Annotated in this window: 25 protein-coding genes; 13 read left to right on the top strand and 12 right to left on the bottom strand. The window is 36.7% G+C overall.

The genetic code is table 11. The features are described from left to right. The first annotated feature begins 9 nt into the window (after positions 1-9). Both ACE1B6_RS06420 and ACE1B6_RS06415 read left to right on the top strand, forming a co-directional pair. Positions 10-360 (top strand): hypothetical protein, encoded by a 351-nt coding sequence (locus tag ACE1B6_RS06420; protein WP_413256418.1) that lies wholly within the window; start codon positions 10-12, stop codon positions 358-360. Positions 361-589: 229 nt separating this feature from the next. After that, on the top strand, positions 590-823 hold the full coding sequence (locus ACE1B6_RS06415) for a Nif11-like leader peptide family natural product precursor (protein WP_413256417.1): 234 nt from the start codon (positions 590-592) through the stop codon (positions 821-823). Positions 824-889: 66 nt separating this feature from the next. Here ACE1B6_RS06415 and ACE1B6_RS06410 read toward each other — a convergent pair whose 3' ends face one another. Then, on the bottom strand, positions 890-1,219 hold the full coding sequence (locus ACE1B6_RS06410) for a phosphomannose isomerase type II C-terminal cupin domain (RefSeq protein ID WP_413256452.1): 330 nt from the start codon (positions 1,217-1,219) through the stop codon (positions 890-892). 223 nt (positions 1,220-1,442) lie between these two features. Here ACE1B6_RS06410 and ACE1B6_RS06405 point away from each other — a divergent pair, with 223 nt between their 5' ends. The 3 genes from ACE1B6_RS06405 to ACE1B6_RS06395 all read left to right on the top strand — a co-directional run bounded on the left by ACE1B6_RS06405 (position 1,443) and on the right by ACE1B6_RS06395 (position 6,186). Continuing rightward, on the top strand, positions 1,443-2,255 hold the full coding sequence (locus tag ACE1B6_RS06405) for an SIMPL domain-containing protein (protein WP_413256416.1): 813 nt from the start codon (positions 1,443-1,445) through the stop codon (positions 2,253-2,255). A gap of 113 nt (positions 2,256-2,368) precedes the next feature. After that, positions 2,369-4,447, top strand: a complete 2,079-nt coding sequence (locus ACE1B6_RS06400; protein ID WP_413256415.1) for a dynamin family protein — start codon at positions 2,369-2,371, stop codon at positions 4,445-4,447. 65 nt (positions 4,448-4,512) lie between these two features. Next, positions 4,513-6,186, top strand: a complete 1,674-nt coding sequence (locus ACE1B6_RS06395; protein WP_413256414.1) for a dynamin family protein — start codon at positions 4,513-4,515, stop codon at positions 6,184-6,186. Positions 6,187-6,192: 6 nt separating this feature from the next. On the opposite strand, the gene ACE1B6_RS06390 is transcribed toward ACE1B6_RS06395, so the two are convergent. After that, a complete protein-coding gene (locus tag ACE1B6_RS06390) occupies positions 6,193-7,776 on the bottom strand; it encodes a hypothetical protein (RefSeq protein ID WP_413256413.1) in 1,584 nt (527 codons plus the stop codon). A 511-nt stretch (positions 7,777-8,287) separates the two neighbouring features. Here ACE1B6_RS06390 and ACE1B6_RS06385 point away from each other — a divergent pair. From ACE1B6_RS06385 to ACE1B6_RS06365, 5 genes are all read left to right on the top strand, one after another. Next, positions 8,288-8,590, top strand: a complete 303-nt coding sequence (locus ACE1B6_RS06385; protein WP_413256412.1) for a UPF0175 family protein — start codon at positions 8,288-8,290, stop codon at positions 8,588-8,590. Between the two features lie 19 nt (positions 8,591-8,609). Then, complete coding sequence (locus ACE1B6_RS06380) at positions 8,610-8,816, top strand: type II toxin-antitoxin system HicA family toxin (protein ID WP_413256411.1); 207 nt, start codon at positions 8,610-8,612, stop codon at positions 8,814-8,816. 34 nt (positions 8,817-8,850) lie between these two features. Continuing rightward, on the top strand, positions 8,851-9,105 hold the full coding sequence (locus ACE1B6_RS06375; RefSeq protein WP_413256410.1) for a type II toxin-antitoxin system HicB family antitoxin: 255 nt from the start codon (positions 8,851-8,853) through the stop codon (positions 9,103-9,105). A gap of 80 nt (positions 9,106-9,185) precedes the next feature. Further along, on the top strand, positions 9,186-9,434 hold the full coding sequence (locus ACE1B6_RS06370; protein ID WP_413256409.1) for a type II toxin-antitoxin system RelN family antitoxin: 249 nt from the start codon (positions 9,186-9,188) through the stop codon (positions 9,432-9,434). Next, positions 9,427-9,786, top strand: coding sequence for a type II toxin-antitoxin system RelE/ParE family toxin (locus tag ACE1B6_RS06365; RefSeq protein WP_413256408.1), 360 nt, complete (start codon positions 9,427-9,429; stop codon positions 9,784-9,786). Before ACE1B6_RS06370 ends, ACE1B6_RS06365 begins: the two co-directional genes overlap by 8 nt. A 112-nt stretch (positions 9,787-9,898) precedes the next feature. Here ACE1B6_RS06365 and ACE1B6_RS06360 read toward each other — a convergent pair whose 3' ends face one another. The 3 genes from ACE1B6_RS06360 to ACE1B6_RS06350 all read right to left on the bottom strand — a co-directional run bounded on the left by ACE1B6_RS06360 (position 9,899) and on the right by ACE1B6_RS06350 (position 11,483). Then, positions 9,899-10,639 carry a hypothetical protein gene (locus ACE1B6_RS06360; RefSeq protein ID WP_413256407.1) on the bottom strand — a complete coding sequence of 247 codons (741 nt, stop codon included), beginning with the start codon at positions 10,637-10,639 and terminating at the stop codon, positions 9,899-9,901. Positions 10,640-10,755: 116 nt separating this feature from the next. Continuing rightward, positions 10,756-11,013, bottom strand: a complete 258-nt coding sequence (locus ACE1B6_RS06355; protein WP_413256406.1) for a hypothetical protein — start codon at positions 11,011-11,013, stop codon at positions 10,756-10,758. A gap of 230 nt (positions 11,014-11,243) precedes the next feature. Beyond that, complete coding sequence (locus ACE1B6_RS06350) at positions 11,244-11,483, bottom strand: hypothetical protein (RefSeq protein WP_413256405.1); 240 nt, start codon at positions 11,481-11,483, stop codon at positions 11,244-11,246. On the opposite strand from ACE1B6_RS06350, the gene ACE1B6_RS06345 reads away from it, so the two are divergent. After that, positions 11,483-11,629, top strand: coding sequence for a hypothetical protein (locus ACE1B6_RS06345; RefSeq protein ID WP_413256404.1), 147 nt, complete (start codon positions 11,483-11,485; stop codon positions 11,627-11,629). The two genes, ACE1B6_RS06350 and ACE1B6_RS06345, sit on opposite strands and share 1 nt — an antisense overlap. Positions 11,630-11,667: 38 nt before the next feature. Here ACE1B6_RS06345 and ACE1B6_RS06340 read toward each other — a convergent pair whose 3' ends face one another. From ACE1B6_RS06340 to acnB, 6 genes are all read right to left on the bottom strand, one after another. Continuing rightward, entirely contained in the window at positions 11,668-12,390 is a 723-nt protein-coding gene (locus ACE1B6_RS06340; RefSeq protein ID WP_413256403.1) for a Uma2 family endonuclease, read from the bottom strand. Positions 12,391-12,675: 285 nt separating this feature from the next. Continuing rightward, the gene (locus ACE1B6_RS06335; protein ID WP_413256402.1) at positions 12,676-12,939 is read right to left on the bottom strand and encodes a hypothetical protein; all 264 of its coding nucleotides are present in this window, start codon (positions 12,937-12,939) and stop codon (positions 12,676-12,678) included. 112 nt (positions 12,940-13,051) lie between these two features. Continuing rightward, the gene (locus ACE1B6_RS06330) at positions 13,052-13,408 is read right to left on the bottom strand and encodes an element excision factor XisH family protein (RefSeq protein WP_413256401.1); all 357 of its coding nucleotides are present in this window, start codon (positions 13,406-13,408) and stop codon (positions 13,052-13,054) included. A 332-nt stretch (positions 13,409-13,740) separates the two neighbouring features. Further along, positions 13,741-14,082, bottom strand: coding sequence for a XisI protein (locus ACE1B6_RS06325; RefSeq protein ID WP_413256400.1), 342 nt, complete (start codon positions 14,080-14,082; stop codon positions 13,741-13,743). A 23-nt stretch (positions 14,083-14,105) separates the two neighbouring features. Continuing rightward, positions 14,106-14,555 carry a DUF29 domain-containing protein gene (locus tag ACE1B6_RS06320; protein ID WP_413256399.1) on the bottom strand — a complete coding sequence of 150 codons (450 nt, stop codon included), beginning with the start codon at positions 14,553-14,555 and terminating at the stop codon, positions 14,106-14,108. A 59-nt stretch (positions 14,556-14,614) separates the two neighbouring features. Continuing rightward, positions 14,615-17,224 carry a bifunctional aconitate hydratase 2/2-methylisocitrate dehydratase gene (gene acnB / locus ACE1B6_RS06315; protein ID WP_413256398.1) on the bottom strand — a complete coding sequence of 870 codons (2,610 nt, stop codon included), beginning with the start codon at positions 17,222-17,224 and terminating at the stop codon, positions 14,615-14,617. Between the two features lie 222 nt (positions 17,225-17,446). Between acnB and ACE1B6_RS06310 the strand changes: the two genes are divergently transcribed. Continuing rightward, positions 17,447-17,728, top strand: coding sequence for a hypothetical protein (locus ACE1B6_RS06310; protein WP_413256397.1), 282 nt, complete (start codon positions 17,447-17,449; stop codon positions 17,726-17,728). Positions 17,729-17,855: 127 nt separating this feature from the next. On the opposite strand, the gene ACE1B6_RS06305 is transcribed toward ACE1B6_RS06310, so the two are convergent. Continuing rightward, entirely contained in the window at positions 17,856-18,089 is a 234-nt protein-coding gene (locus ACE1B6_RS06305; RefSeq protein ID WP_413256396.1) for a hypothetical protein, read from the bottom strand. A 134-nt stretch (positions 18,090-18,223) separates the two neighbouring features. Here ACE1B6_RS06305 and ACE1B6_RS06300 point away from each other — a divergent pair, with 134 nt between their 5' ends. Further along, positions 18,224-18,775 (top strand): REP-associated tyrosine transposase, encoded by a 552-nt coding sequence (locus ACE1B6_RS06300; RefSeq protein WP_413256395.1) that lies wholly within the window; start codon positions 18,224-18,226, stop codon positions 18,773-18,775. Positions 18,776-18,918: the final 143 nt, after the last annotated feature.

Here is an 18,918-nt window from a genome sequence, read left to right as displayed (position 1 = left end):
AGTAGAGGAATGAAATACACTTTCGATATTCTCGGAGTCTCTCCAATTTTATACTTTTTTAATCAACAGCAAGAGAGAAAAGAGCAACAATCTCAAACCGGAGTGGAATATGTCGCCGCATACAAATGTACTCTAGACGCATTAATTCAATCGGTAGAAAATATTCCGAATTACCGCGGTTGGGATTTAGATGCAGTAATTGATACGGTAGTTAATTTCTGGGTGAATAACTCAGATAGTATCAAATATTGGAAAGAACGCTTAAAAGATGCCGGAAGCGAAAATCTTTTAATTGGCAGAGTCGCCAATGTCAAATCATTAAGGGCAGAATTTGAAACACTACTGGACAAAAATCGTTAACTTCAGAAATCATTTTCATATTGCTAAAGTGTAACAGTATATCGCACTTTTGGCAGCTATAAAGAATAAACCCGGTTGCTAGTAAGTACAAATTGCTACTATATCCATTTATACTCGTCAAGACCGGGTTTATTTAAAATTTTTGTGGTTGTAATTGCACGATTAATTGTTATACTGTTCTAGGTAAAATTAGATAAGTTGTTATTAATTAACGTATTTTCCCAAAAAAATGACCAAAGAAAGTGCCTATCAATTTCTAGAAGATGCTACTAGTGATTTCTCTTTAAGAGAAAAGATGACAGCAGCTAGTAACCCAGAAGAGTTCATTAAAATGGCGGAAACATTGGGATACAATTTCACAAGTCAGGAACTCAGAGATGTGATCTCAGAACATAGCGAAAACGTCACTTTGAGAAGACAAACAGGAGTTTGGCCCTGGCTGCGTCATGTTAATTGGATTTAGTTTGAGGAGAAAGGGTAGAGGTTGAGAAAATTACTTTTCCCTTTCTCCCAAATCAAGATAAAAATTCTAATGGCTATCTTGATCTTCGGGAAAACGAATAATATCATCTTCTCCGAGATATTCTCCATTTTGAACTTCAATCATAACTAATGGAATTACTCCCGGATTTTCTACGCGATGCGGAGTTGAAGCAGGAACATAAGTAGACTGTTTTTGCATGAGGAGAGTTTCTTTTCCACTGCAAAGAACTCTAGCAGTACCAGAAACTACAATCCAGTGTTCGCTACGGTGATAGTGCATTTGAGTGCTAATATGATGACCGGGTTTAAGTTCAATGCGATTAATCCTGTAGCGATCGGTTTCTTCGAGAAGTGTAACTGTTCCCCAAGGTCGCATCCGAGTAGTAACAGGTTCAGAGGTCGAAGACACAGTAGCAATTTGCTCATTTTGTTGATTATCATTTATGGTTGCCATAGCTAATTCCTCATACTCAGGACTTGTAATTTGTTTTATAGCCATATTCTAAGTTGGATACAACATAAGATAACAGGGCGCAGCAAAATTTTCGGTAAAATAAAGCATTTTCGGCATTTAGATTAATCTTTAGTAGCAATACAAAATGTATCGATTCTTAACAGTACTATCTCAAACTTTGGTTTCTGGCGTTGTGGTAATGGGGCTATGGATATCAGCTAGCAAAACCAGCATTGCCGAAAATCCTACAAATATTAATGTATCTCAAGTTACGAATGGTAATACACCGCAACTTTTAATTAACCAACGTGCCATAACTGTAATTGGTCAAGGTCAAGTGAGTGTCCCCGCAGATACCGCCCGCTTGGAATTTCGCTTTGCTTCCCGCAATCCTTTGGATACCACAGCAAGAAGCACTCCTTCATTAACTCCGGGCACGGTTTTACCAGCTGAAGACCCGTTAAAATCTGTGATTGATGCTTTAGTTGCGATCGAAATTCCAGTTAATAATATTGAGGTTCAAACTAGTGCTTTAGAAAATCCTAAAATATTAGTTAAAATCTCGAAACCAACTCGCGAAAAAATGCAGGAAGTTGTAAAAACAGTGAATTTGACAACAGAAACTAGCAGTCAATTATTTGTTCAAGGTGTGAGTGCTGAATATGCTGTAAATAACTGTCAACCTTTAGAACGTGACGCACGCCGCAAAGCTATTAGAGATGCAGAAACTCAGGTGCGAAGTGTGGCATTAGAAATGAGCGTGCAATTGGGAGAATTGTTATTAGTAACAGTTTATCCGCTCGTTAGTCCGGCTTCTGTTTCTGCTTGCGGTACAAAAGTTGCAGTTCCCCTTTCGCCTTTTTCTAGTATTAGTCAAAGTATCCCTCCTTATGACCCATCGGCGCTTCCAGAGGTACAAGTAAGGAGTCAAGTTAGTGTTACTTACTCGATTAAATAACTACTTATGCCGTATTTTTACCTTAATTAATATAAGGCTTAACTTGATATTATGCGTGATATCCTTGAGAAATAAACTACACTTAATCCAGTTCTATTTATTGGTGCCACCAAATGAGTTACAAAGTCGAAACCGATCGTTTTCTTGACGACTTGGAAAAAGTTGCCCAAGCACGTAGAGAAGTGGCTAACTCCTTCAATAGCATGACTGAAACTCTGGAAAAAGCCGAAACAGAAGGTAAGAAATACTCTGGAGAACTCGGTTTAGAAAGAGAGATAGAAGATGTAAAAATAGCTAGTAACAATTACAAAAAAGGTGTATTTCGCCTCTTAGTTTTAGGTGATATGAAACGAGGCAAAAGCACTTTTCTAAATGCCTTAATTGGCGAGAATTTGTTACCAAGCGATGTCAATCCCTGTACAGCAGTATTAACTCTACTTCGCTATGGTTCAGAAAAGAAAGTAACAGTTTATTTCAAAGATGAAAAAAGTCCAAAAGAGCTAGATTTTAAGAGCTTTAAAAAAGATTATACGATCGATTCTGCGGAAGCAAAAAGACTGGAACAAGAAAAGAAACAAGCTTTTCCTGATGTTGATTATGCGATCGTTGAATATCCCTTACCTTTGTTAGAAAAAGGTGTAGAAATTGTTGATAGTCCAGGGTTAAATGATACAGAAGCGCGAAATGAATTATCGCTGGGTTATATCAATAATTGCCATGCAATTTTGTTTGTTTTAAGAGCATCCCAACCTTGCACCCTTGGAGAACGTCGGTATTTAGAAAATTATATCAAAGGTCGGGGTTTAAGCGTGTTCTTTTTAATTAATGCTTGGGATCAAGTCCGAGAAAGTTTAATCGATCCAGATGATACAGAAGAATTAGAAGAAGCTGAAGACAGATTAAGGCGAGTTTTCCAAGCTAACTTAGCCGAATATTGCGTGCTAGAAGAACAAGATATTTACGATGAAAGAGTATTTGAAATTTCCGCAATTAAGGCATTAAGAAAACGTTTAAAACAGCCTTCAGCTTCTCTAGAAGGTACAGGTTTTCCTGAATTTATGGGCGCACTCAACACATTTTTAACCAAAGAAAGAGCCGTTTCTGAATTGCGACAAGCGAGAATTTTGGCGCGTCAAACTTCTAATCGGGTGCGCGAAGCTGTGTCAAGGCGAATTCCCTTGTTAGAACAAGATGTTCAACAGTTGAGAGAAAAGATTAGTTCGGTTGAACCAGAGTTTAAAAACTTGACGAATATCCGCGATCAATTTAAGGAAGAAATTCAAAATTTGGGGGATAGTAAAGCTAAAGCGATCGCTGATTCTTTCCGTTCTTACGTGCTAAACTTAGGCAATACTTTTGAATCCGATTTTGTCCGCTATCAACCCGAATTAAAATTCATGGACTTTTTGAGCGCCAGTCGAAGAGAAGCCTTTGAAAATGCACTCAAACAAGCATTCGAGCAATACATTAATGACAAGCTTTCCGCCTGGAGTCTAACTGCGGAAAAAGAAATGGATAGCGCCTTTTTATTGTTAGCTAAAAGCGCCGAAAATTACGGTTCTTCTTATAGCAAAATTACCAGTTTAATTAATGAAAAGTTAACCGGAAATAAAGTACAAACCACCGGGACTTCATTACCAGAAGATAACTCTCCCGCTTGGGCGAAATGGGCAATGGGACTTTTTTCCTTGGCTAGTGGCAATTATGTAGGTGTGGCAATGGCGGGGGCAGGATTTGATTGGAAAAATATCCTGTTAAACTTAATTACCGTGTTTGGGATTAGCACCATTATTGGTAGTGTAACAGGCATTGTTTTAGGCCCATTATACTTAGCTTTATTAGGAATGGGTGTGGGAGTTTTGCAAGCAGATCAAGCAAGAAAAGAGTTAATAAAAGCGGCGAAAAAAGAGCTAGTAAAATATCTACCCCAAGTAGCGCAAGAACAATGGCAACCAATTCACGATGCAGTCAAAGAATGCTTTAATGTTTATGAGGGGGAGATTAGCGATCGCATCAACGATGACATCAACTCCCGCAAAGCCGAACTAGACAATTTACTCAAACAAAAAGAGTCATACGAAATTAATCGAGACAACGAACTAAAGCGACTCAAAACTATTGAATCAGAAGTCCTTTCTAACTCCGAAAAAATCCAATCAGTTTATAATGATTTTCTGAAAGCTGTAGCTTAAATAAATGTTAACTCCCCACTAGGGGAGTTAAAAATATGTAATTATCAGCAAAAGTTAAGGATAATATGGCACAACAAAACAACTATCAAAACTTAATAAATAATCTGCAAACAGCATTAGCATTGCTCGAAATAGAGAAAAACTCTCAGCTTTATCAAGATACTCTTTCCGTCTGCAATCATCTATCTAAACCAGGATTTCAGATAGCCGTTTTTGGCCCATTTAATTACGGCAAATCAACTTTAATTAATGCCATTCTCGGTAATCGTGCCTTACCGATCGATCTTATTCCCACCACAGGTGCAGCAATTTCCGTCAAATATGGCGACGAATTAAGAACTAAAATTAACTTTATAGATGGTAGAGAAATCAATGAAAGTGGCACAGAAATTCTTAAAAAATTTGCTATCTTAGATGGCGATCGAAGAATGCGAGATGATGTCACCTCAGTCCAGGTTTTTTGTCCTCATTCACTCCTCAAAAACAACGTTGAATTACTCGATTTACCCGGAACAAACGACAGAGAAGCACAAGATAAATTAGTCCGAGACAAACTGCTAACAGCAGACTTAATCATCCAAGTTTTAGACGCTCGTCAATTAATGACTTTAACTGAACGAGAAAAACTGCATGATTGGTTAATCGATAGAGGCATTAAAACTATAGTTTTTGTTGTTAACTTCCTCAATTTATTGGAAGCAGAAGACCAAAAAGAAGTTTACAAACGCTTGCGATTTGTAGCAGAAAGTTTTCGTGCAGATTTACCGCCCAACATCAGTAACCTTTACCGAGTTGATGCACTTCCCGCCTTAAGATCAAGATTAAAAGGTGATGTAGCAGCTGCACAAAGTAGCGGTTTAGTGATTTTTGAATCGGCTTTGCAAAGTATTTTAGCAGCAAAACAAGAAAAAATCGCAGATGTTCGTTTACCCCGTGTGGTAAAAATTGTTGCTCAAATTAAACAACTCTGGCAAGCAAAAGTACAAAGCATTGCCAGTGAATTAGAAACCCTAGAAAGTACATACAATGCTAAAATTCAGATTCAACAAAAAGCAGAAAAACTAATTAAACAAGGTTTTATTACTAGTGTTTTAGAATTACGCAATTGGCTAGACGAACAAACACTTTTACATCGGTATCAATCAGAAGCTACTGCGGCACTGCAACAAGGTCAATTTAGCAATTGGGAAAGAGATTTTTTGCAACCAAGATTAGTTCAACTGCAAGAATCAATTGTCAAATGGGTAACACAAGCTAGCGAATTTTTCAATCGTCATCAACCTGAAACTCTTTCTATTTCATTCCCTACTTCCCCCCAAGTAAATTTGCCAAATAAACCGACAAATTCTGAAGGTTTGGCTGACACTGCTTCTGTCGGTGTAGCCACGGGTTTAGGTTGGGTTTTAGGTGGCCCAGTGGGAGCCGCTGTTGTTGGTAGCGCCGCTTATATTTTAAATAAAAACCTTAACAAAGAAAAACAACAAACTACAGAAGAAAGTTATCATAATCAAGTTTTACAGCTATATACCGATGCTGCTAAAGATTATTTAATTCGCTTTAGTAAAGAAGCTCTTGAGCAGTTAATAAAATATCAAGAAAAAGCCGAGAGGATTATCAGTTTCCAAATGCCAGAACTGCCTGTTGAGATTAGCACTAAGCGATCGCAACTGAATTTATTAAATGGTTGTCTGGAAAAGATCGATCGCGAATTAGAGTCACTAAAAACCAGTTTAAATTAATTAAGGTTAGTTACAAGCTGATTCTTTGGGTCGCCAAACATCTAACTTCCAACTTTGTGCAAGCATATTTACAGTAACTTCTCCTTGGTAGTTATAACATTTTTTGACCAAATCTTCCGAAACAAACTCGGAATATCTTTGAGTCAAAACTACTAAGTCAAATTCTTGATTTTGTATAGAACTAGCAATTTCTTGTTTATAGTCTTTGACTCTTTGTTTAATCTTGTTATCAGTGGGCAATTCAATGTTAAATATCTTCCTTTTTTGACCTAAGATAAAATACTCAGATTGACCTGAATCATAAACTTTCTTATCTTGTTCTAGAAGAATTGATGCGATCGCCGGAGAGTTCAACACATTTTCATGCTGTGATATCAACACCCTTAAATTCTGCCATTGTTGATAATTATCTTGTCCTTTAAACAAAGGCTGCGGGTAGATAAAAAATAAGTTTAAAGCAATTATTGCTAATAGCAGAATTATTGAATTTACATCTAACTTATTAGCCAATCTAAAAGCTATAATTATTAAAAACGGAGAAACCAAGTGATATAAATAAGCCAACCAATTGCCTGTGTGCTGACCTAATTTTAAGTAAAACAACACTAAAGAAATCAGCAAACAAAAGGTAAATAAATCTACATCTAGTTTAATTAAAGGTTGGTTAAATTTAGATAGATTGAATTTTTGGGCGATCGCTTCCTTCACCCTAAATCTATGCCAATTTAATATAGTATTTTTGACCAATATGTAACCAAATGCAACAAGAATAACTACGATTGACAGATTTTCAAAAATATAAGTTTTACTTTGATAAAAAGCATAATTAAGCCCACTTCCTGCCAACCTTTGGTTTAAATATCCAAAAAAGTTATTATCAAAGTAAGTTGCGAACAAACCGTTGAGTATTCCAAAGGTAAATCCAGTTGCTAAGAACGACAAAAATCCATAATATATTCCTTTCTTTTTCGAGTGAAACAGGAAAAGGTACAGACATAAATAAGGTATGGACAACACAAAATATGGTTTAGCAATAAATCCTAACAACCCTAAAATTATACTTGCTAGCAAACTTAGCCAGCTATATTTATGTTTCCAAGCTACTACTAAGCTAGCCAAAAACAAAAATAAACCCATGCTATCTGGTTTAACAAAAAAAGTTGCTGACAAAATTTGATGCCAGTAAAAAACGATCGCAGCGACTATTGATAAGATTAATGATACTTTTAGCGATCGCATCACCCAAAAAATTAGTCCAGTAGCAGCAAAAATAAAAAATGTCGATATCGCCCTATGAACTGGAATAGTTGCCCCCCATAACTTAGCAAATGGATAAACAAATAAAGGATATAATATCCCATAAACATTTGTATTTTCCGGCTGATTAGCGATATCATAAGGATTACCACCTTTTAACAGTAAAATCGTGTTTGTTAAAGGCGCAGCTTCTCTATATTCCAATTGAAATGGATAGAAAATCATTTGAAAATTAAATATAATTAACCTGAGTAACAAAAGAGATATAGCCATCAAAACGCCATAAGTTAAAACTTTTTTAGCATTTTGTTTAATGAATTGTAGATTCAACATAATGAATTTTATTGTAATCAAATATTGTCAATGCAGTTTCAAAGCCACCCATCCGAGAAACTCGGATTTAAATATATAAGTCACCCCTAATCAAGACCTTAGCACAATTTGCTTAACCCACCCTTGTATTCTAGGTGCATTTCCTCTTTGAATTCTTCCAGCAACATAGAGGTACTCCAAGATTTGCTACGATCGCACTAACTAACCTCTCTCTCGACCAGATTTAACAGCGCATTTGTCGGGTGAAATGTGCGATCGCCTAGCCTGTGTTCTATTCATCTATCGCTTTCTCATACAACTTGCCAAATTAACATACAAAAACTCCAACATCTACTGTTACAGTTTAAAATGGTGAAATAATCGCACTGTTATTACCAATGAATACTGAACCAAATGCGCCTTCAAGTTAAGGAATACGTCGATCGATTATCCCCCGATCGATTGCGTGTTGCGGCTGATTTCTTGCCAAAAAACGCTATCCTTTTAAACATCAGCCTTACTAGCAAAACTTATGCAAATTACCCTCGAACTTCCCGATGATATCGCCAATAAACTACAACTACAACGCACCAACATTTCCGGCAGAGTTTTAGAACTGATTGCAGCCGATTACTATCGTCAAGGTAGGATTGGAGCAGGTGAAGTTCACCGAATGCTGAACTTTTCTTCCCGATGGGAAACATATCAATTCTTGAAACAAGAACAAGCTTACTTACCCTATACTGAAGAAGATTTAGCAGAAGATATTCAAACGATTAATAACTTGCGACGATCGCACGCTACCAACTCCAGCAACCAAGCCCACATAGTTTAAAAAATGCTACAATCTGCCAATGGGTAAATTAAGTAAATTAATTGAATACCTTCTTTCCCGTCCTCCTGAAGCCAGATTTGAAGAGATTAGTTATGTTTTAGAAGCGTTCGGTTATCAGGAACTTAGATCGCGGGGAAGTCATCATTCCTTTGAGAACGAACAAGGAGAAGTTATTATTATCCCTAAAAAAGGCGGTAAAAAAGTTAAACGAACTTATATTGAATAAACGATTAGATTACTAGATTTAGAAAATTGGAAAGATGAAAACTAATTCTCAACTAGAAAATCAACCTTTAGAATATTATCTTTCTTTAAAATATCCGATGTCTATTTACCCAGAAGATGATGGAGGATATACAGTAATTATTCCCGATCTTCCAGGTTGTATGACTCAGGGAGAAACTTTAGAGGAAGCGTTAGAAAATATTAATGAAGCGAGAGAGTTATGGATAGAAACTGTTTATGAGAGTGGGAAAAAGTCAATTCCTTTACCTTCTAAACGAATTGCGATCTAAAAAGAGCGATCGCATTTCGGAAATCAATACCACCTGTTATGATGAAATTAATTAACTTGGCTATTTGAGGAAATACTATAATGCAAGCTTTTGAAGTGATGGGAACAATTGATGAAAAAGGTCAAATAATTTTAGATCACAATTTAAATATTACTACACCAAGTCGGGTTAAAGTGATTGTTTTATTAACTAATGAATCTGAATTTGAATCCGATCCTGATGATACCCCTGTTGCAGAAATTAAAGCAAGTTTAAGACGCTCTTTACAACAAGTAAAAACCGGAGAAACGCGACCTATTTCTGAATTATGGAATAGAATAGATGACTAATAATTTCAATCAAATTTCAGTAAGATTTGCTAACGAATTTGAAAATGAGTTGTATCGGTTATCAAAGAAATATCGCCATATTCGTGCTGATGTTGAACCGATAATAGCGGAAATCCAGAAAGGTAATTTTGTGGGAGATCGCTTATCGGGATTTGGTGCAGATTATTTCGTTTATAAAGTTAGAGCTAAAAATAGTAATATTCAAAAAGGTAAAAGTGCAGGGTATAGGTTAATTTATTTGGTTGAATCAGAAACCCATGTTGTACTGCTGGCGATTTACAGTAAATCAGAACGAGAAGATATTACAACCAATGAAATTAATTCTATTTTGGCTGAGTTTTATGGGGATTAGTAATCGATCGCATCAAATCAAAAAACTTTGTAGGGTGCGTCAGATAGTTAACTTAATTATCTGATCAATAACTTTTTTTGCTCTGACGCACCTTACGAGATGGGCGATCGTACTACATTGAAGATTGTAGATATTCTCTAATTAGTGCTTTAGTAGCCATCTTCATAAGTTGACAAGTTCTGTTTACGAGAGAAGGGTCTTTTTTAGAAGATTCTAATGTGACATGACACTGACCTGCACAGCAACCTTCTATTTCGCACCCCTTACAAAAATCATTATTACCAGGTAAACGACTGCTAATAATTTCTAGGTATTTACTACCTGGTAAAAAACATTCATCAAAATTTTCATAACGTCCTACTATTGTGTTTGTATGTCCACAAGTTTTTAAGGTTCCATCAACATTAAATTCAATGGTTTTACCTTCCATTGCTGGACAAAAAGCGTGAGGATTAGATAGCCAAGAGTTAGAGATTAAAATTCGATATGGAGTTTCCCAAGTACCGTAAAAGTTTAGCCCATTTTTATGAGCATATCTCCTTAGCGATATGATCTTATGGACACAATCTTCAACAGGAATATTAATAGATCGAACTAAGTCAAAGTCCATTGAAACATCTTTTACACCAAGAGATTTGGCAAAATCAATAACTTTCTCATCAACTAAGGAAAAATTTGCATCAGTAATAGTTATTGAAAACCCGTCTATAGGATAGTCAATAGACTTTAGTAAGTTAATTTTACTCACAATTATGTCAAATGTTCCTTTGCCTCTAGCATCAATTCTAATTAAGTCATTTGCTTCACGAAGTCCGTCAAGAGAAGTAGATATTTTAACTTGATATTTTTTCAAAATTTCTGCTTTATCTTTGGTTAATAAACTGAGATTAGTGTTAATTGCATAGGCAAATTTAATATCTTCTATTGATTCACAATATTCCAGGCAGAAAACTATTACTTTCCAATTAATTAGTGGTTCTCCATTACTTCATGAGAGACTAGCAAGTATAAATTCTCAAAAATGTTGATAAGTGTATGAATATCTCCTTCACAAATAGCACCAATATTATCTAGCGTTTTGACTTCTTCAAAAAGATTTAAAAAGTCAACAATAGATTGGCTTACTTCTCTAGGTTGATTAAATAGAGAATGATAAACCATGAATTTTCCATTCTCTCCATCAACAACTTGACAATGTTTGGATTTTTTGTAAGTTTTAGTCAGCATGATATTTATTCACCTTTTAAATTACAAAAATTTTTGCCTATCATAACTACTATCTATAGCCAGAATATTTTATAGATAAATTAGCAACGATAGGCAGAAAAAGTTAGCTACGACGTTGACAAAAATCAACGTTATTTGCTCAAAAAAATAGAAAGCGAAGAGATTTTGTTTAATTTATCTCCGATTTTTCGGGAATATATGAGGTATTTGTCGCCAAATTTGATAGTTGTTTAAGTAGTGACAAATTCACTACCCTCAATAGTCAAAAATTCATGCAATTCTTCTATACAAATCGGAGCCTTATAAACATTAGTTTCTGTTTGATAAACATCTTGCAAAGTCTCTATAGCCTCTTTAAGCTTACTAATAGAATCTTCTGGATTACTTCCCTGTCCTACTAATCCGTTTTCTAAACACAAAGCCACCCAATAACCCGCACTTTGTCTGAGTACCACTTTGTAAAATTGCATTGTTTTACCTGTTAATAAATCGGGTTTACTATGATAGCAAAATCAACCAATTTTATCAAAATCATGAATTACGCACTAATACTAAATATGATATTAAATATGGTGGAATGGTGCGTTACACTGGCGTTAACGCACCCTACGAATAGAAGCTTTGCGTAAGTTCTGAAACTATTCATAGCGATCGCTAATTTTCCCCCATCTTTTCTCTTAATTGTTGCACAAAAAGTTGATGCTCCTCCGAACTAATTCCCCCTTGCAGAACTGTCAAAACTTGTGGCATATTTCCTTGCAACATTGCCGCTATATCTAACCACAACCCCGGAAATATTTCCGAGCAAATTACACCTTGTTCATTCGGCATCAACGAAACATAATCACCATCTTGCAAACTAAACCAATCAATTATTTGTTCAAAAACTTGCCAAACAATATATTCCTGTACCCCATTCCGTCGATAAGCACGCTTTTTATCCCTTAGATCGATCGCCGCACTACTAGCAGCAATTTCTATTACCAATTCTGGTGATCCTTCCAAATATCCATCTTCACTCAAAGTCGAATTTCCGCCACTTTCTTGACTAATTAATAACACACCATCTGGTTGCGGTTCATTATCTATATCCAAACGTACCGTTGGTTCAATTCCCATTTCTACCTGTGGTGTCGCCGCTTCATATACTCCTAACCAAGTGATTAAGCGTCCGTGTGGTTTAGCATGAGGTCTAAAACGTAACGGTGATGCCATATAAACAACTCCTTCAATTAATTCCGCTTTTTTTACTTCTGGCATAGCATGGTAACGGCGCTCAAATTCAGGACGAGTTAAGCGATCGCCATTTGACAACGGTGGCAATTTTTGAGAATCTCTTACTTGAGAAATCATCGATTTAGGCAATGAAGAAGTCATCTTAGTAGCCTCAATTTTACACTGGATTCTGGCAAGCTTTCTTACCCTACAACTATTCTAGTTCCTTACTCAATCTTAGTTATCCGATCGCCAAATTAGAAAAACAAGTTTGGCTTAGAATAGCGATCGCTTACAGATAACTTACCAATTTCCTCTTTGATTTCTTGCAGCGACATACAGCTACTCCCACATTTGCTGGTATTCCAATTTTAGTATGCGCGATATACCTACGGTACGCTGCGCGATCGCATTTGTTGGATAAAATGTGCAATTCCCAACTTTCCATTACTCCTGAGAATTATCTTCCGAATTTGATAAACCAAGAATTGTAGACAAAGCTGTTGCTAACTCTTCCATATAAGCATCATTTAGATGACCAATAACTCTCGTAATTCTAGACTTTTCGATAACTCGAAATGTGTTGTCATTGGTTTTTCCCTGTGTCATATCTGAATCTAGGATAACTTTGGTGGAGTGAAAGTGCGATCGTCTAGCCTGTGCTCTATTCACCGATCGAAAATCAGATAACTTATCAATTTCCTCTTTCAAATAAGACCCAAATTTAAGAATTTTTCTTTGTATCTTAGAGTTGTCAGAAGAGGATTATACGGTTGTTTTATATCTAGAAAAAACTCTCGAAACTGCTCAAATATTGAGCGACTCATTGAGAATATGTGTGAATATGTAGGTATTGTTTTCTTTCATCATCAAACATTAACACTTCATCCACATCAGGAACAGGAACTTGTGCTGAAATACGTTCGTATTCAGTTAAAATTTGCTTAATCAAATTTTGATAGTTAATTATTTTTTCCATTGGAGAGAGACTCAGAAAACTTTTAATTTCAATAATAATTTGTTCTCCTTTTCTACTAGCAGAAATAGTTTTTTCACCAGCGAGATCTGCAAACAGCTTAACTTCTTCATATTTAATCGGATAGGGATCGGCAGTGATAGTCCAGCCATCCTTAATTAAAGCATTTTTAACAGCATCATGGTAAATATCCTTAGCAGGCATGACAAAATTTGGGATAAATTAGAGAGGGCAAAAGCCCTACTCTAATATTAAACTAGTTAATCATCTAAGGTGGGCAATTCTCACACTACTTTAACTATTTACCCGCCTTCACAGGCATTCCTGATATATAGGTGATTTAGCTTTAGGAGTCGTCACCATTCCTAAAGGGCCAGAATCTAACAACACTATTTTGCTCATCAAAAACTTTAGATAGATATGGAATTTTCTACTAGTGCTTTACGGAGAATTTCAGCGGTTTCTGTTTGCTCCTGTTCATCTCCTTCTTCTTCCCATTTCTTTTGTTATTACTCAGACAGTTTACTCAATCGTAGTTATACGATCGCAAAATCAGTAAACTTTCTCACCTCTGGAGGTTGAAAAGCTAACACAATATCCTCTTTGGGAACGCCTAATCTTAATAACTCATTTGCCATTCCTTCTTGTGTCCAATCTTCCTCAATGTAAATCTTGTCATTTTTAATCCGAATATGAACAGAAATTCCTTTAATTCTCTCCTGTGGTGTCCAACCAACTTGAAACCATAAATATTGATCTCTTTGTTCGTCAAAAGCTAAAAGCATTTCAATCTCAGGATTTGCAACTTGGGAACAGAGTCGATCGTACTCTGTCATAATTTTTTGAATTAGCGATCGATAATGGCTTAATTTATCCATTTTTTAGCTTACTTCCGTTTAACTTAGAAAAAACTAGTTTGCAACGTTTCTTCTAAAGTAAAAGGTGATTCTTTCGGAAAAAAGTTTAACTTAATTCCTGTTTCATCCGCTGCTTTCAGACGAGCTTTTTGATAACAATCATCAAACACTTCCGAAATTAGAGGTTTTAAGCTGGGACTATCTTCTAGTAATCCCTCAATACAAATACGCTGTTCGCTGATAGTACTACGCCAACTTTCACTACGTTTTTCTGGTTGATATTGCCATTTTAACAAGTGCATTAAAAGCACAATTAAACGACTTTTCAATTCTCGTTTTTCACTTCTACCCATACTTTCAATTTCTTCTATTAAATTAGTCAAATCTACTTCATCAAATTTGCCTTCTTTTAACTGTTGAGCAGTAGTTTCTATCCACAGATAAAAGTCTTGTTCGTAGAGACTATTGGGATTTGCGATCGCTCTCTGAATCATACCTAATCTCCTGTTATCTATCACTTAATTAAGGTGGGCAAAAGCCCACCCTAATTTAACTATTTACCCGCCTTCACAGGCATCCCTAAAATATCCTCAATCTTGGGCATATCTTCCAACGCAATCACCCGTCCTTCATCCGCAAAACCAGCAATTTGATCGAAGTTCAAATAGCGATACAAATCACCAGCAAAAGGATTAATTTTCTTCGCCACAAGTTCCAGATATTCCTGCACAGTTGGGATTCTTCCTAACAGCGCACAAACAGCAGCTAACTCAGCGGAACCAAGGTAAACTCGCGCATCTTTACCCATGCGATTATTGAAATTTCGGGTAGAAGTTGAAAACACAGTTGTTGCATCAGCAACTCGCGCTTGATTACCCATACATAAACTGCAACCAGGCATTTCTGTACGCGCACCAGCAGCACCAAAAATTCCGTAATATCCCTCTTCTTGCAGCTGCTTTTCATCCATTCTGGTAGGCGGACAAATCCACAACCGAGTTTTTACCGCACCTTCCCCTTCTAAAACTTTCGCAGTGGCGCGATAATGTCCGATATTCGTCATACAAGAACCGACGAATACTTCTTGCACTGGATCGTTAGCAACTTCTGACAATAACTTAACATTATCTGGGTCATTTGGAGCCGCCACAATTGGTTCTTTGATTTCATTTAAATCAATTTCAATTATTTCGGCATACTCGGCATCAGCATCAGCTTCCATTAACACCGGATTTGCTAACCATTCCTCCATTTTTGCCACCCGACGCATGATAGTTCGGGCATCTTGATAACCCCTTGCTACCATGTTTTTCATCAGCGCCACATTAGAACGAATATATTCCGAAACTGTCTCAATGCTCAGTTTAATTGTGCAACCAGCACAAGAACGTTCGGCGGTAGCATCGGTTAATTCAAAAGCTTGCTCAACTTTTAAATCTGGCAAACCTTCGATTTCCATAATTCGCCCGGAAAAGATGTTTTTCTTGTTCTGTTTGGCGACAGTTAGCAAACCTTTTTGAATTGCTACATAAGGGATTGCATTCACAATATCTCGTAGCGTTACACCGGGTTGCAATTCACCTTTGAAACGCACTAAAACTGATTCTGGCATATCTAAAGGCATGACACCCAAAGCAGCAGCAAATGCTACTAAACCTGAACCTGCGGGGAAGGAAATTCCTAACGGAAAACGAGTGTGAGAATCACCGCCTGTTCCCACAGTATCGGGTAGCAACATTCGGTTTAACCAAGAGTGAATAATGCCATCTCCCGGACGTAAAGAAACACCACCTCTTTGAGATATAAAATCAGGTAATTCTTTGTGAGTTTTTACGTCAACTGGTTTAGGATATGCGGCGGTATGACAGAAACTTTGCATTACTAAATCTGCACTAAATCCTAAACAAGCGAGTTCTTTTAACTCATCTCTGGTCATCGGCCCTGTGGTATCCTGGGAACCAACAGTTGTCATAATTGGTGTGCAAGAAGTTCCCGGACGAACACCTGGTAAACCGCAAGCTTTACCAACCATTTTTTGTGCTAAAGTAAAGCCTTTGCCTGTGTCTTTTGGAGGTGTAGGACGGACAAATAATTCGCTGGGTTCTAATCCTAAAGCTTCGCGAGTTTTGTCGGTTAAACTGCGTCCAATTAATAGGGGAATTCTCCCACCTGCACGCACTTCATCAAGGATTGTTTCGGGTTTTAAAGTAAAGGTGGAAATTACTTCTCCTGCTTCGTTGGTAATCTCTCCTTTGTAAGGGTAAATGTTGATTACCATGCCTGTTTCTAGCTTGGTAACATCGCATTCAATGGGTAATGCACCTGCATCTTCAGCTGTGTTAAAAAAGATGGGAGCGATCGCACTTCCTAAAATATATCCCCCCGCCCGTTTATTGGGAACAAAAGGAATATCATTACCGATATGCCACAACACCGAATTAATCGCCGATTTCCGCGAAGATCCAGTACCCACAACATCCCCAACATAAGCAACAGGATGTCCTTTTTTCTTCAACTCGGCAATAGTTTCTAAACCTCCAGGCATCCGACTTTCTAACATTGCCAAAGCGTGCAAAGGAATGTCCGGGCGCGTGGTAGCATGAGGCGCAGGAGATAAATCATCAGTGTTAGTTTCCCCTGGAACTTTAAACACTGTTACGGTAATTTCTTTTGGCAATTTTGGACGACTAGTAAACCATTCTGCATTCGCCCAAGAGTCAACCACTTGTTTAGCATAAGGGTTAGAATCTGACATTTCAATTACATCATTGAAAGCATCAAAAACTAACAATGTTTTGCTTAAAGCTGAAGCGGCGTTAGATGCGATCGCCGGATTTTTTGCTTTCAACAAATCAATCAAAGATTGCACATTGTATCCGCCTACCATCGTCCCTAACAAATATACCGCCCACTCAGGAGCAATCAGCGGACTGGTAATTTCGCCTTTGGCAATAGCAGTGAGAAATCCAGCTTTCACGTAAGCAGCAGGATCTACTCCGGGGGGAACGCGATCGCGCAATAATTCTACTAAGTACTCCTCCTCCCCAGCAGGCGGATTTTTCAGTAACTCACAAAGTTCCGAAGTTTCTTGCGCCGAAAGCGGTAGCGGCGGAATTCCCAAATTCGCCCGTTCTTCTACCTGCTGACGATAAGCTGACAACATCAAGTATTCTCCTAATCTATCTCTTCGTTATATTAGTTACTTTATCGCTAATTAGGAGACAGTATGTTATTGGATAACGATTTTGTGAGCATTTGAAAGTTTTGCATTTTTTATAAAGTCGATAAAGTCATCATTTAATTAAATGAATATGAATCTTATCTTACACATCAAGTGTTACACTTAATATTAAGCCAATTGCAAATTGTTATCCCTATAAAAATTATGACTAATGAAGAACTAAAGCAACTTGTTGAAAGTAATGCTAGGACTGCTCAAGCGATGCTAGATGCAATGGTAGAAGCTAATAATGAAAGACAAGAACTTCAAGAAGGAACGCTACAACTTGAAAATATAGTGGAACGTTTGACAAATTTACAAGAGGGAATGGCTAATTTACTAGCTTCTGTTGATGAAGATCGTCCCACAATTTTTCGGAAACTTACGGCTATTGAAAACAAAGTCGATCGGCTTTTAGCACAAAAGCAAGATCGTCAATCTGAGTAATTGGTATTCCTATAAGGTGTGTCTGGTAGGAAATTTATTAATTGTTTTTTAATCTCAAAACCGACAAACTTGGTTCAGCTATTTAAAACTTTTGCTAATCAATAATCATATTCTTTTATGATAAATTTTAATAATTTTCTAAATCATTGAGAATTTCCTTACAATAATTGATAACTCTTCCTCTATTTACTTTATTCCAATCATCAATTTTTTGTTTTGCGTGTAATTCTTCAACCTGACTTTTCATATTTTTTGCTTCATCTTCAGACAAATCTTTACCACGACCAAAACCATTGTGTTCAAGTCCCCAGACAATAGCTAACAAACCTTTAACAGTATCCTCTATTTCTTTTGATGTCATAGTACCAGCTATTATTCTATAATACAATACAAAAACTTGTAGGGTGCGTCAGACATTTAAGTGAATTGTTTTCCACTAAATTTTCTTTCTGACGCACCCTACTAGATAAGATAATCTTAGTTGGATTTTTTATTATGTCTAATTATCGCAGAGTAATCATACCTGGGGCGACTTATTTTTTTACCCAAGTAACTTATCAAAGAATACCGTGGCTATGTAGTGATATTAGTCGAGAAAGCTTGCGAAAAGGTTTACAAAGATTGCAGAAATTGTATCCATTTTCACTAGATGCGATCGTACTTTTGCCCGATCATTTTCATTGTATTTGGACTTTACCTGAAGGAGATAGTAATTATGTAGGCCGTTGGCGTTATTTAAAAAATTTTGTCACTCGGAGTTGTGGGCATAAATTACAATTACCAACCGAAATTAGTCTATCTCGCCAAAAGCGTCAGGAAAAAAACTTATGGCAAAGACGTTATTGGGAGCATTTAATTAAAGATGAAACGGATTTTAATAATCATTGTGATTATATTCACTATAATCCTGTAAAACATGGCTTATGTCAATCTCCTAAAGATTGGGAATTTTCTAGTTTTCATCGGTTTGTCAAACAAGGAATTTATTCTGGAGATTGGGGTGCAAATATAGAACCTAATATTCCTGAAAATGTTGGTAATGAATAATTCGTACTTATAGAACTGTAGGGTGCGTCAGAGCAGAAATTTACTGAGGAAACAATTCAGTTAAATGTCTGACGCACCCTACTATACTGAAAATGTTAGCAATGAATAATTCATATTTATAGAACTGTAGGGTGCGTCAGAGC

The sequence above is a fragment of the Floridaenema fluviatile BLCC-F154 genome, from assembly GCF_041929135.1.
Classification (GTDB): domain Bacteria; phylum Cyanobacteriota; class Cyanobacteriia; order Cyanobacteriales; family Aerosakkonemataceae; genus Floridanema; species Floridanema fluviatile.
Note: the sequence above shows the minus strand (reverse complement) of the source record. Positions and strands in the feature narration are given on the sequence as shown.